The 13,330-nt window shown below is 61.6% G+C and carries 9 protein-coding genes; 7 read left to right on the top strand and 2 right to left on the bottom strand.

Annotated features, from left to right (window positions below; genetic code table 11):
• Positions 1-60: 60 nt before the first annotated feature.
• The 6 genes from hslU to B9A31_RS02640 all read left to right on the top strand — a co-directional run bounded on the left by hslU (position 61) and on the right by B9A31_RS02640 (position 7,083).
• A complete protein-coding gene (hslU, locus tag B9A31_RS02665) occupies positions 61-1,404 on the top strand; it encodes an ATP-dependent protease ATPase subunit HslU (protein WP_016712420.1) in 1,344 nt (447 codons plus the stop codon).
• 86 nt (positions 1,405-1,490) lie between these two features.
• Positions 1,491-1,868, top strand: a complete 378-nt coding sequence (locus B9A31_RS02660) for a gamma-butyrobetaine hydroxylase family protein (RefSeq protein WP_084296637.1) — start codon at positions 1,491-1,493, stop codon at positions 1,866-1,868.
• Positions 1,869-2,136: 268 nt separating this feature from the next.
• Positions 2,137-3,816, top strand: coding sequence for a class II poly(R)-hydroxyalkanoic acid synthase (phaC, locus tag B9A31_RS02655; protein ID WP_016712422.1), 1,680 nt, complete (start codon positions 2,137-2,139; stop codon positions 3,814-3,816).
• Positions 3,817-3,878: 62 nt separating this feature from the next.
• Positions 3,879-4,730, top strand: coding sequence for a poly(3-hydroxyalkanoate) depolymerase (phaZ, locus tag B9A31_RS02650; protein WP_019099360.1), 852 nt, complete (start codon positions 3,879-3,881; stop codon positions 4,728-4,730).
• 42 nt (positions 4,731-4,772) lie between these two features.
• Positions 4,773-6,455, top strand: a complete 1,683-nt coding sequence (phaC, locus tag B9A31_RS02645; RefSeq protein ID WP_025752348.1) for a class II poly(R)-hydroxyalkanoic acid synthase — start codon at positions 4,773-4,775, stop codon at positions 6,453-6,455.
• A gap of 13 nt (positions 6,456-6,468) precedes the next feature.
• Positions 6,469-7,083, top strand: a complete 615-nt coding sequence (locus tag B9A31_RS02640) for a TetR/AcrR family transcriptional regulator (protein ID WP_084296636.1) — start codon at positions 6,469-6,471, stop codon at positions 7,081-7,083.
• Between the two features lie 151 nt (positions 7,084-7,234).
• Here the strand turns inward: B9A31_RS02640 and B9A31_RS02635 are convergent, their stop codons facing one another.
• Both B9A31_RS02635 and B9A31_RS02630 read right to left on the bottom strand, forming a co-directional pair.
• Positions 7,235-8,020 (bottom strand): phasin family protein, encoded by a 786-nt coding sequence (locus B9A31_RS02635; protein WP_025752344.1) that lies wholly within the window; start codon positions 8,018-8,020, stop codon positions 7,235-7,237.
• A gap of 10 nt (positions 8,021-8,030) precedes the next feature.
• Positions 8,031-8,450, bottom strand: coding sequence for a phasin family protein (locus B9A31_RS02630; protein WP_084296635.1), 420 nt, complete (start codon positions 8,448-8,450; stop codon positions 8,031-8,033).
• 178 nt (positions 8,451-8,628) lie between these two features.
• Between B9A31_RS02630 and B9A31_RS02625 the strand changes: the two genes are divergently transcribed.
• Positions 8,629-13,326 (top strand): DUF6543 domain-containing protein, encoded by a 4,698-nt coding sequence (locus B9A31_RS02625; protein ID WP_084296634.1) that lies wholly within the window; start codon positions 8,629-8,631, stop codon positions 13,324-13,326.
• The last annotated feature ends 4 nt before the right edge of the window (positions 13,327-13,330 follow it).

Genomic DNA, 13,330 nt, shown 5'->3' with positions numbered 1-13,330 from the left:
CCCCTTCCCGGTGACGGGGCTTTTCCACGCTGATTCATCTGCCCAAGGACCGTATTGACCATGTCCATGACCCCCCGCGAGATCGTCCACGAACTCAACCGCCACATCATCGGCCAGGACGACGCCAAACGCGCCGTGGCCATTGCCCTGCGCAACCGCTGGCGCCGGATGCAGCTGCCTGCCGAGCTGCGTGCCGAAGTGACCCCGAAGAACATCCTGATGATCGGCCCCACCGGCGTCGGCAAAACCGAAATCGCCCGTCGCCTGGCCAAGCTGGCCAACGCGCCCTTCCTCAAGGTGGAAGCGACCAAGTTCACCGAAGTGGGCTACGTGGGCCGTGACGTCGAGTCGATCATCCGTGACCTGGCCGATGCCGCGCTGAAGATGCTGCGCGAGCAGGAGATCATCCGCGTGCGCCACCGCGCCGAAGATGCCGCCGAAGACCGCATCCTCGATGCCCTGCTGCCGCAGGCACGGGTGAGCAGCTTCGCCGAGGAAGCCGCACAGACCAGCACCGACTCCAACACCCGCCAGCTGTTCCGCAAGCGCCTGCGTGAAGGCCAGCTGGACGACAAGGAAATCGAAATCGAAGTGGCCGATGCCGTGGGCGTCGAAATTGCCGCGCCACCCGGCATGGAAGAAATGACCAACCAGCTGCAAAGCCTGTTTGCCAACATGGGCAAAGGCAAGCGCAAGGCGCGCAAGCTGAAGGTGAAAGAAGCGCTGAAGATGGTGCGCGATGAAGAAGCGAGCCGCCTGGTCAACGAGGAAGAGCTCAAGGCCAAGGCCCTGGAAGCGGTCGAGCAGCATGGCATCGTGTTCATCGACGAAATCGACAAGGTTGCCAAACGCGGCAACGTGGGCGGCGCTGACGTGTCCCGTGAAGGCGTGCAGCGCGACCTGCTGCCGCTGATCGAAGGCTGCACCGTCAACACCAAGCTCGGCATGGTCAAGACCGACCACATTCTGTTCATTGCCTCGGGTGCATTCCACCTGAGCAAGCCAAGCGACCTGGTGCCCGAGCTGCAAGGCCGTCTGCCGATTCGCGTGGAACTGAAGGCACTGACCCCGGAAGACTTCGAACGCATCCTGCAAGAGCCGCATGCCTCGCTGACCGAGCAGTACCAGGCCCTGTTGAAAACCGAAGGCCTGAACATCGCGTTCCAGGCTGACGGCATCAAGCGCCTGGCCGAGATTGCCTACCAGGTGAACGAGAAGACCGAGAACATCGGTGCCCGCCGCCTGCACACCCTGCTTGAACGCCTGCTCGAAGAGGTGTCGTTCAGTGCTGGCGATCTGGCGAGCGCCCACGACGAAACGCCGATCCAGATCGACGCTGCGTATGTGAACAGCCACCTGGGTGAACTGGCGCAGAACGAAGACCTGTCGCGTTACATCCTGTAAGTCCGCACGGGGCCGCTTTGCGGCCCCTTGCACATTCCTCCAAATCTCCAGAAGCTGTACTTCATCAGCTCACAAGAGATTCCCCCATGGCCCGTCTACCTACCGCCATCAACCTGCACAAAGCCTCGAAAACCCTCACCCTCACCTACGCCCCCGGCGAGGTCTACAACCTGCCTGCCGAATTTCTGCGTGTGCATTCCCCCTCTGCCGAGGTCCAGGGCCACGGCAACCCCATCCTGCAATTTGGCAAGATCAACGTCGGCCTCGTCGGCCTGGAACCTGCCGGCCAATATGCACTGAAACTGACCTTCGACGACGGCCATGACAGCGGCCTGTTCACCTGGGAGTACCTCGAACAGCTGTGCCTGCGCCAGGAACAGTTGTGGGCCGAGTACCTCGACGAACTGCACAAGGCAGGGAAATCCCGCGACCCGGCCGAATCGGTGGTGAAACTCATGCTCTAGCGCAAGGGCTGCAGGGTTTAGAGCGCATTTTCTAAATTCATCTGTTTGAATGACTTGCAGACAGCCCAGTGAAGGGCTGTCTTGCGCATTACATGAAAGTCGGGTAACCAATGGGTATGGCAAGTTCCCTGCATCATTTTGCAGGCAGTCAGAACCCCCGCAGCACCGCTGTTCCTTATCACTGGTCACCCGAGTAGCAGTACCGGGCTCAGGGCTGTGCTCATGTCACAGCAACCGGTACTCGTCTCAGGACAACGGAGCGTCGTAGATGAGTAACAAGAACAACGATGAGCTGCAGCGGCAGGCCTCGGACAATACCTTGGGGCTGAACCCGGTCATCGGCATTCGCCGCAAGGACCTGTTGAGCTCGGCACGTACCGTGCTGCGCCAGGCCGTGCGCCAACCGCTGCACAGCGCCAAGCATGTGGCCCACTTTGGCCTGGAGCTGAAGAACGTGCTGCTGGGTAAATCCAGCCTGGCCCCGGAAAGCGACGACCGTCGCTTCAATGACCCGGCCTGGAGCAACAACCCGCTGTACCGCCGCTACCTGCAAACCTACCTGGCCTGGCGCAAGGAGCTGCAGGACTGGATTGGCAGCAGCGACCTGTCACCGCAAGACATCAGCCGCGGCCAGTTCGTCATCAACCTGATGACCGAAGCCATGGCACCGACCAACACCCTGTCCAACCCGGCAGCGGTCAAACGCTTCTTCGAAACCGGAGGCAAGAGCCTGCTCGACGGCCTGTCCAACCTGGCCAAGGACATGGTCAACAACGGCGGCATGCCCAGCCAGGTGAACATGGACGCCTTCGAAGTGGGCAAGAACCTGGGCACCAGTGAAGGTGCCGTGGTGTACCGCAACGATGTACTGGAGCTGATCCAGTACAGCCCCATCACCGAACAGGTGCATGCCCGCCCGCTGCTGGTGGTACCACCGCAGATCAACAAGTTCTACGTGTTCGACCTGAGCCCGGAGAAGAGCCTGGCGCGCTACTGCCTGCGCTCGCAGCAGCAAACCTTCATCATCAGCTGGCGCAACCCGACCAAGGCCCAGCGCGAGTGGGGCCTGTCCACTTACATCGATGCGCTCAAGGAAGCGGTCGATGCCGTGCTGGCCATTACCGGCAGCAAGGACCTGAACATGCTCGGTGCCTGCTCCGGCGGCATCACCTGCACCGCGCTGGTAGGCCACTATGCCGCCCTCGGTGAGAACAAGGTCAACGCCCTGACCCTGCTGGTCAGCGTGCTGGACACCACCATGGATACCCAGGTTGCACTGTTCGTCGACGAGCAGACCCTGGAGTCTGCCAAGCGCCACTCCTATCAGGCCGGCGTACTGGAAGGCAGCGACATGGCCAAGGTGTTCGCCTGGATGCGCCCCAACGACCTGATCTGGAACTACTGGGTCAATAACTACCTGCTCGGCAACGAGCCGCCCGTGTTCGACATCCTGTTCTGGAACAACGACACCACGCGCCTGCCGGCCGCCTTCCACGGCGACCTGATCGAAATGTTCAAGAGCAACCCGCTGACCCGCCCGGACGCCCTTGAAGTGTGCGGCACCCCGATCGACCTGAAGAAAGTGCAGTGCGACATCTTCAGCGTTGCCGGCACCGCCGACCACATCACCCCGTGGCAGTCGTGCTACCGCTCAGCGCACCTGTTCGGTGGCAAGATCGAGTTCGTGCTGTCCAACAGTGGCCATATCCAGAGCATCCTCAACCCGCCAGGCAACCCCAAGGCACGCTTCATGACCGGTGCCGATCGCCCGGGTGACCCGGTGGCCTGGCAGGAAAACGCCACCAAGCATGCCGACTCCTGGTGGCTGCACTGGCAAAGCTGGCTGAGCGAACGTGCCGGGGAGCTCAAAAAGGCGCCGACCCGCCTGGGCAACCGCGCCTATGCCGCTGGCGAAGCCTCACCGGGTACCTACGTTCACGAGCGTTGAGTGGCCTTGCCGTGGCCGCCACGGGCGCGCCACGGTGCTTTTTTCACCGAAGAGTCGAACGCATGCCGGAACCCTACATCTTCAGGACCGTCGAACTGGACGATCAATCCATTCGCACTGCCGTCCGCCCGGGCAAGCCGCACCTGACACCGTTGCTGATTTTCAACGGCATCGGCGCCAACCTGGAGCTGGTGTTCCCGTTCATCGAAGCACTGGACCCGGACCTTGAGGTCATCGCCTTCGATGTGCCCGGGGTGGGCGGTTCGTCCACACCGCGTCATCCCTATCGCTTTCCGGGGCTGGCCAAGCTGACCGCGCGCATGCTCGATTACCTGGACTACGGCCAGGTCAGCGCCATCGGCGTGTCCTGGGGCGGCGCCTTGGCCCAGCAGTTCGCCCATGACTACCCGGAGCGCTGCAAGAAGCTGGTGCTGGCCGCCACTGCCGCCGGCTCAGTCATGGTGCCGGGCAAGCCCAAAGTGTTGTGGATGATGGCCAGCCCCAGGCGCTACGTGCAGCCCTCCCATGTCATCCGCATCGCGCCGATGATCTATGGCGGCGCTTTCCGGCGCGACCCGGACCTGGCCATGCACCATGCGTCCAAGGTCCGCTCTGGCGGCAAGATGGGTTATTACTGGCAACTGTTCGCAGGCCTGGGCTGGACGAGCATCCACTGGCTGCACAAGATCCACCAGCCGACCTTGGTGCTGGCCGGTGATGACGACCCGCTTATTCCGCTGATCAACATGCGCCTGCTGGCCTGGCGGATTCCCAACGCCCAGCTACACATAATCGACGATGGTCACCTGTTCCTGATTACCCGGGCCGAGGCCGTCGCACCGATCATCATGAAGTTTCTCCAGGAAGAACGTCAGCGCGCGGTCATGCACCCGCGCCCCGCCTCCGGCGGTTGATTGTCGCTGCCCGGAAAACGGGTAAGACGAGGGAGTGTTGCCATGACAGACAAACCGGCCAAAGGAACGAAAACGCTCCCCGCCACCAGCATGAACGTACAGAACGCCATACTCGGCCTGCGCGGGCGTGACCTGGTGTCGACCCTGCGCAGGGTGGGCCGCCACGGCTTGACCAACCCGCTGCATACGGCGCGGCACCTGCTGGCACTCGGCGGCCAGCTGGGCCGCGTGATGCTGGGCGACTCGCCCTACCAGCCCAACCCCCGCGACGCCCGCTTCAGCGACCCGACCTGGAGCCAGAACCCGTTTTACCGCCGTGGCCTGCAGGCCTACCTGGCCTGGCAGAAGCAGACCCGCCAATGGATCGACGAAAGCCACCTGGACGACGATGACCGGGCCCGCGCGCACTTTCTGTTTGGCTTGATCAATGACGCCCTGGCGCCTAGCAACTCGCTGCTCAACCCGCTGGCAGTAAAGGAACTGCTCAATACCGGCGGGCAAAGCCTGGTGCGTGGCGTGGCCCACCTGCTCGACGACCTGCGCCATAACGACGGCCTGCCGCGCCAGGTGGACGAACGCGCTTTCGAGGTCGGTGGCAACGTCGCTGCTACGCCCGGCGCAGTGGTGTTTCGCAACGAGCTGCTGGAACTGATCCAGTACAAGCCGATGAGTGAAAAACAGCACGCCAGGCCCTTGCTGGTGGTGCCGCCGCAGATCAACAAGTTCTATATCTTCGACTTGCAGGCACACAACAGCTTCGTCCAGTACATGCTCAAGAACGGCCTGCAGGTGTTCATGGTCAGTTGGCGCAACCCCGACCCTCGTCACCGCGAGTGGGGGCTGTCCTCGTATGTGCAGGCCTTGGAAGAAGCGCTCAACGCCTGCCGCAGCATCAGTGGCAACCGCGACCCCAACCTGATGGGCGCCTGCGCCGGCGGGCTGACCATGGCCGCGCTGCAGGGGCATCTGCAGGCCAAGCGCCAACTGCGCAGGGTGCGTAGCGCCACGTACCTTGTCAGCCTGCTGGACAGCAAGTTCGACAGCCCGGCCAGCCTGTTCGCCGACGAGCAGACCGTCGAGGCCGCCAAGCGTCGCTCGTATCAACGGGGGGTGCTGGACGGCGGCGAGGTGGCCAGAATTTTCGCCTGGATGCGCCCCAACGACCTGATCTGGAATTACTGGGTCAACAACTACCTGCTGGGCAAGACGCCGCCAGCGTTCGACATCCTTTACTGGAACGCCGACAACACACGCCTGCCGGCAGCCCTGCACGGCGACTTGCTGGACTTCTTCAAGCACAACCCGCTGACCCACCCCGCAGGCCTTGAAGTGTGCGGCACGCCCATCGACCTCAAGCAGGTCGATCTGGACAGTTTCACCGTAGCCGGTAGCAACGATCACATCACCCCGTGGGATGCCGTGTATCGCTCGGCCTTGCTGCTCGGTGGCGACCGGCGCTTCGTGCTGGCCAATAGCGGGCACATCCAGAGCATCATCAACCCGCCGGGCAACCCCAAGGCTTACTACCTGGAAAACCCCAAGCTTACGGGCGACCCGCGCGCCTGGTTCTATGAAGCCAAACGCAGCGACGGCAGCTGGTGGCCGTTGTGGCTGGAATGGATCACGCCACGTTCCGGCCCGCTCAAGGCGCCCCGTACCGAACTGGGCAACAGCACGTATCCACCGCTCGGCCCGGCGCCAGGCACCTATGTCCTGACCCGATGAGCCTGACGACTGGATGAAGACCCGCGACCGTATCCTCGAATGCGCCCTGCAACTGTTCAACCAGCAGGGCGAACCGAACGTTTCCACGTTGGAGATTGCCAACGAGCTGGGCATTAGCCCCGGCAACCTGTACTACCACTTCCACGGCAAGGAGCCGTTGGTGCTGGGCCTGTTCGAGCGCTTCGAAGAAGCGCTGATGCCCCTGCTCGACCCGCCGCTGGAGGTGCGCCTGGATGCCGAGGATTACTGGCTGTTCCTGCACCTGATCGTCGAGCACATGGCCCAGTACCGCTTCCTGTTTCAGGACCTGTCCAACCTGACCGGGCGCCTGCCCAAGCTGGCGCGTGGCATGCGCAGCCTGATCAACGCGCTCAAGTGTACGCTGGCGGCGTTGCTGGCCAGCCTCAAGGGCCAGGGGCTGGTGGAGAGTGAGACCCAGGCGTTGGGGCAGTTGGTGGAGCAGATCACCCTGACGCTGATGTTCTCGCTGGATTACCAGCGGGTGCTGGGGCGCGAAGGGGATGTGGGGATTGTGGTGTATCAGGTGATGATGCTGGTTGCGCCGCATTTACAGGCACAGGCGCGAGCGGCAGCGGAGCAGTTGGCGGTGCGGTATCTGGAGGGGTAACAATGATGCCAGCCAAGTAAGTACTCCAGTTTGACTGGGGCTGCTTTGCAGCCCTTCGCGGGCTCGCCCGCTCTCACAGGGATCGCACAAACCAAGGGTTCTGCGATAAACCTGTGGGAGCGGGCAAGCCCGCGAAGCAGGCGACGCGGTATCAGATCAGGGTACCGGTGCCCGTTGGTGCCGACGGCGTGCTGCTGGCCGGGGCTGCAACAGGTGCCGGTGCTGCGGTAGCGGCCGGGGCGGCGCTGGCCGTTGGGGCTGCTGGCTTGGCGGCTGCCGGTTTGGCCGGGGCTTTTTTCACCGCAGGCTTCTTCGCCGCAGCAGGCTTGGCCGCTGCCGGTTTGGCGGCTGGCTTGGCCGCCGCCACCTTGGCCGCAGGCTTGGCAGCCGGTTTTGCCGCTGCGGTTTTAGCTGCCGGTTTGGCCGCCGCCGTTTTCGCCGCAGGTTTAGCTGCCGCTTTGCCCAGTGGCTTGGCCGCCGCCTTGCTCGCAGCCGGCTTGGCGGCAGCGGTGCGCGACGAAATCGGCGTAACCGAAGCACCGGTCAGCTTCTCGATCTGCTTGGTCAAGCTGTCCACCTGCTGGTGCAGGGCCTTGATCTCGTTGCGGCTCGGCACACCCAGGCGCGAGATGGCGCTGTTCAGGCGCTTGTCAAAAGCCTCTTCGAGTTCGCTCCATTTGCCCAATGCACGGTCCTTCACGCCAGACACGCGCGAAGTGGTGGAGGACTTGGCGGTTTCGGCCACGTCTTCAGCGGTTTTCTTCGCCTGCTTCTCGGCCTTCTCGCCATCCTTCACCAGCGAGTCGAACAGCTTCGGGCCGTCCTGGTCGATCTTCGAATAGATACCCAGCCCCGCCAGCCAGATCTTGCGGGAGTATTTCTCGATCCCGCCGACCCAGGAGCTGCCTTCTTTTTCGGTGTTCTTCTTGCCAGCCATCCTGCTCTCCTTATGGTTTGTGCGCGACGCGCTCAAGCAGCTCGTGCAACTGTTCAAGCTTGATCGACAGCGCCTCAACGTCATGTTTAGACGGAATGCCCAGGCGATTCAAGGCGCGCCCTACCCGTGCGTCGAAAGCTTTTTCGATCTTGTCGAGTTGAACTTCTACCTTGCCGCGTACGCGACTGACTTCTTCAGCCGCTTCGTCGATCTGGTTGTTGGCAGCATCGAGCTCTTTGTCGATGCGTTTCTTGCCACGCTTCTCGACGCCTTCGCCGGCCTTGACCAGCTCCTGAAAGTAGTCGGAGCCTTCCTGGCCCACCCGCGCATAAGCGCCGATGCCAGCCAGCCAGATCTTGCGCGCGTAGCCGCGCATCTCGCCCAGCGTGCCCGGGGCATCGTCCTTTTTCTTCACAGTCGCTTTGGCCATGCTCTGTACCTCATGCTCATGAGTGGAGGAGGAACCGCCCATGGAGGTTGGGCTTGAGCATAAGGTAGGGCCTGGAATTAGAATCTTCACCCTAAGATGGCCGCGCTGACTTATCTACCGCAGCGGCTTCAGGTTAACGCTTCAGCATTCGGCTCCCCTTTGACCGGAGCCTGATGCCATGCCCCAATCACTGCCCTCGCCATCTGTGTCCTTCAAGCATCTGGTAGCGACGCAGTTCGCCAGCCGCCCCGGCCTGCGCGAAGTCGTGGCCAGCGCTGGTTTCGACGCACTCGCAGCACGCTACCCATGGACCCGCAAGAACCACCCGCAGCTGCAATCCCTGACCGGTTTCAGCATCCTGCATGATCTGGATGAAGGACCACCGACTCCGCCAGGCAACCTGGTGGATACATTGCTCGAACATTTCCTCAGCGGCCAACCCATGGCGCTCAAGCCCACGGACCAACTCAGCCTGAACCCACCCGCCATCTTTCGTCCCCAGCATGTTGCGCCGGCCATCGATATCCGCATGGCCGACCTGAACACTGACTACGACGATGTGCTTGCAACCCTTTCCGAGACCTTTCAACAGGCGCAGGTCAGTTTCTGGAACAGCCGCGACGGTGATTCAGATGTAACCCGCCTGCGTTGGATGCAGCAGGTTCTCAAGGCCGCACTGCTCGGCACCCTTGAACGCCAGGGCCTGGACAGCGATCAGAAGGCCCTGCTGTACGCCATTCTCGCTCAAGCCGGCACAGAGGCAAACGTGCAGGGGTTGCAGGTTTCACTCGCCAGCCCAGGCAGCACGGTTCACGAGGTAATACCGGACCTGCTCATCACCGGCAATCAAAATGCGCGCGACCTGGTCTTGTGGTGCAAGCCCTCAGGCACCGTGCGCGGCTTCAACGGGATCACTGCGTTCACCACCGCCCTGCGCGACGAGCTTTCAGAGCATCATACGTTCGACACGATGTCCTGGGCCTGCACGGCATTGACCGAAGACCCGTTCAGCTATCAGGCTCGGCAATTGCTCAACGGCCTGCTGCAAAAAATTGACCGGGTGCAGCTTGGCGCCATCGAACACGTTGCCGATCTGGAAGCGCTCTTCAACACGCTGAGTGACCCCTCATCGATATTCCCGGCGTGCTTCCACCTCGTGCAATCGACACCCGCGATCCCGCTGCCTGACTGGCTCGAGAGCGCCACCGTGACTGACCGTTTTCAGTACCACACGGCACTGCTGAAGCTGTCGGCAGGGCAAATGCTGGCGCAAGGTGAAACCTCCCTAGACGGGATCGAAACCCTGCAGCAATACACGGTTCGTCGCCTGCGTGAGCAAATGCGCGATGACCACCCGAACCAGCAACCGTGCAACCCAGACCAGGTGCTGATCACAATTTCACAAGTTGTACAGATGTCCTCCGTGGGGCCCGCAAAGCTTGAGTACCTGAAAACCATCAGCCTGACCGAGCTGGCCATCTCACGCCTGCAATTGGGTAGCGACCAGGTGGCCTCGGCTATTCAATTGGCCGGGCAACAGCCGACAAGCAGCTGGATGGACCTTGACTATGTCAACGCACTGATCGTTGCCGTGGATGTCGGTGGCCAGTATCCGCAGTTTGTCCACGACCAGTTGCAGACGAGCACTGACATCGACAAACGGCGCCAGCGCTTTGCCGAAGAATGGCGCAATGCCTTACTGCTGAGCGCATTACACGCCAAGATCGCGGGGCAGCTGAGCGAACGCAACTGGCAGGTCGTCGCAGATTTTTGCCACCGTGAAGCCCACTCGGGCACATCGCTGAAGATGGGGCCTCTGTCGTTCAGCAGCGTGCCGGGTGGCCCAAAGGCAAACCGGGTGCATGCCATGTTCGTCATCGAGGTGTCCGCCACCGGGGCCTGGATACTCTACCGGCCTATGTATGCCACGCAGGCCATCAGACAGTTCGACAGCCGCAATCAATTGATGACCGCCATCCGGACCGAACAAGCCCTGCAGCAGGACATCCTCACCTGGCTGGATGACGACGCCCGCCCTATTTATGCCAATCATGGTTTTACCCATCCGCATCTGCATGCCGGTCTCAATGAACTGGCGCATCTGGTGGGGCCAGGATCGGCAATGACCGCTGACACGATCGAGCGCTTGAGGGCGCCTGTCACCTTGGCCTTCACTCCATGGTCGGGCAACCTGGACAATTCGATGTATGAAGCCAGGGCTGACATGCTCGTGTTGCTGGCCTCATGGCAGAGCATCTCCAACGCCCAGCAACGCTGGGCCCTGGTCAGGCAGTTCGCATGGCTGGCGTTCAATACGGCGGCGCCCTTGCTGCGAGGGCCTGCAGGTTTGCTGGCCTGGCTGGTCACAGCCTTGCTCAGTATCAAGGACGACCTGGTCACATTGACCCAAGGCAGCAACGACGAAAAGTGGCTCGCCGGTGCCGACCTCCTGCTGAACCTGGCCATGTTGCTAGCCCATGGGCCCGCTACCGCCAGCCCCGAGATGGAACTGCCCATTCAGCCCGGACCGCGCAGAGTTTCCAGCCCAACTGTAACGCAGCCGCCCGAGAAATCAGCCTGGGTCCCTGTCACCGAGCAACCCGGGCCTGCTGCGCTCAACGTCAGCCAATGGGGCCGCGACCAGCGGCTCGGCAACCTGCCGCGTGAAGCCCGTGTGGCGCTCAACACCTTACGCGCCAAGGCCAACCTCAACGGGCAAAATGCAGTGGCCAACGGCCGAATGCGAGGCCTGTACAAGGTTGACGACCGCTACTATGTGAAACTGCAGGATGTTGCCTATGAGGTCGAAGAGACCTATAGCGGCATGCGCATCATCGGACCGGAAGTCAGCCAGAGTGAATGGTCACAGACGTGGGGCGCAGAACCTGACGGTTACTACATTGTCGGCCGCGAACGCGCCCGTGGACCTTGGCTGACGCGCTGGAACGGCGAATGGATGCTCGACCTGCACCTGCCGGGCGGGATGCCGAAAGCGACCAAGGTGCTGATTGATGAGAAGAAACAAGCTTTCACGAGAATGCTGGAAAGCCGCGCGGCAAATGACAAAAAACTCACCAGCATGGAAACGTTCCTCAATGGCTATCTGGAACGGGTAAAACCGTATGACGAGGCACACCTGGCATTCCAGCAATCCCTGGATGCCAACCCCGGCGTAGACCTTGGCGACCTGCCAGAGGAACTGCAGATACGACGACAGGCACTACAGGCACTGCGCAACGAGGCGCGTGCGATCTTTGATGTGCTGGCCCTTACCTACGAAAAACAGGCCACTCTGATAAGGGATCAAGCGCAGCTTTTCGCCAGCATGAGTGACCCGAAATACGCCAGGCTCGACCCAAACGCAACTGCCTCCTATGCCCGTGGGCAGTGGTGGGAGCAGTTGCTCGCCGCCGACGTGCAGCAGTTCCGACGCCTGCTCGAAATGAATGACTATGGGGCACTCAAAGACCAATCGCGCCGGCTCGTACAGCTGCCTTTTGGCCACGAGCAGGCCCAGCTGTACCTGGATTACAGCAAGAACGTCGAGGCAGCACTGGCAACCCATAGACGCCTCTTCAACGTCAGCCAACGCCTCGACCAAAACCTCAGCGAAGCGCTGACAGATGGGCAGATCCAGTTCTCTGGCAAGCGCAAGAAGCTTGATGCCATTATCAACAACCGGCGCTATTCGACGCTGATTGTCCGAGCCCAGATCCTCAGCGACCTTTATCAGTTGGTCGTGAACAGAGACCGGCTAACCGCTGAGAACTTCGAAAGCACCCTGCTCTCACAGAAAACCCTGCGCAGCAAACATCTGCATGAAGCGCTGCTGAGCCATGACAGCCTGGCTGCAGCCGGCCTGAAGCCAGAGGAGCAGAAAGAGCCGCTGGAGAGCGCACTGAGCGAATACAAGCTGTCACTGGGCAATGCCGAGTATCTGCTTTCGCGCAACCTGCCGGCAGTGGACAGCGGCAAGCTCAATGAATACATCGCTGAACTGCAAGCACTGATAAACCTGACCGAGAATGACCTGGGCGTGATCTCTGCTGCGGCCGACACGCAGGCTGCAGTGCCCGAAAAGCCTGTGACGCACAGGGTGCGCCCCGTCAGACGCAAGGTGATCCGCACCAACCGGGGCAGATCCCTGGTTGTCGAGCAGGCTGATGAAAACAGCGAAGCCGTGCAGATCGACCCGCTGACCGAACACACCGTTGCGCGCTATCAGCAACAAGCAGATCACTGGGAGGCCGTGGCGCAAGTTGCGACGGTAACGGACTACGCTCGCCTTCGCCGCACCGGTAACGACCTGCTGGCCCAGAAAACCGCCAGGGTCGCTTACGCTGCCCGCCACCTGGAAGGTCCCAACAGTCTGGCGGACCAACTCGACTTCTATATTCAGGACATGGCGGACATCGCTGCTACTTTGCGTACCGGCCCGGATCAAGGGCATTCACTGGCCGCCAGGCTGGAACAGGCAATAACCGAGGTACAAGCAGAAAAAAAGCGCTTGTTGACCACGGCTTACCTGGACACCCAGCACCCGGACAGCAAAGCGTTGCGTTTCCTGATAGAGGCCGGCGAAGTCGAGGTCAGGCTGACCAGAAGCCGCAAGAGGCTCAAGGCCAACGATTTTCTGGATGTGTATGACATTTATCGGCTGCAGCCCAGAGCCAAGCTCTGGGAAGCTCATTTTCATGACACCAGCGCCACTGCCAATGCCCGGCGGTTTGCCAAAGGGCATTTGAAGTTCCCGGACGCCATGAGCCGCGACGAGCGGTTACAACGGGTTCTGGCGCCCTCGGAGCGCTATCAGATCTATCGGGGTGACCTGCGCCTGGAGCAGATCGAGGACCTTGTCCCGTTCCCCGACAACTGAGCGC

This window comes from Pseudomonas sp. URIL14HWK12:I5 (assembly GCF_900176445.1).
In the GTDB taxonomy this organism is placed as follows: domain Bacteria; phylum Pseudomonadota; class Gammaproteobacteria; order Pseudomonadales; family Pseudomonadaceae; genus Aquipseudomonas; species Aquipseudomonas monteilii.
The sequence above is the reverse complement of the archived record's forward strand: the minus strand, read 5'-3'. Positions and strand labels throughout refer to the sequence as shown.

Bases quoted from the DNA above. Each gene is read 5' to 3' on its own strand.
- B9A31_RS02635 (WP_025752344.1), bottom strand. From the start codon at position 8,020: ATGGCTGGCAAGAAGAACACCGAAAAAGAAGGCAGCTCCTGGGTCGGC.
- phaC (WP_025752348.1), top strand. From the start codon at position 4,773: ATGACAGACAAACCGGCCAAAGGAACGAAAACGCTCCCCGCCACCAGC.
- hslU (WP_016712420.1), top strand. From the start codon at position 61: ATGTCCATGACCCCCCGCGAGATCGTCCACGAACTCAACCGCCACATC.
- B9A31_RS02625 (WP_084296634.1), top strand. From the start codon at position 8,629: ATGCCCCAATCACTGCCCTCGCCATCTGTGTCCTTCAAGCATCTGGTA.
- B9A31_RS02660 (WP_084296637.1), top strand. From the start codon at position 1,491: ATGGCCCGTCTACCTACCGCCATCAACCTGCACAAAGCCTCGAAAACC.
- phaC (WP_016712422.1), top strand. From the start codon at position 2,137: ATGAGTAACAAGAACAACGATGAGCTGCAGCGGCAGGCCTCGGACAAT.
- B9A31_RS02630 (WP_084296635.1), bottom strand. From the start codon at position 8,450: ATGGCCAAAGCGACTGTGAAGAAAAAGGACGATGCCCCGGGCACGCTG.
- B9A31_RS02640 (WP_084296636.1), top strand. From the start codon at position 6,469: ATGAAGACCCGCGACCGTATCCTCGAATGCGCCCTGCAACTGTTCAAC.
- phaZ (WP_019099360.1), top strand. From the start codon at position 3,879: ATGCCGGAACCCTACATCTTCAGGACCGTCGAACTGGACGATCAATCC.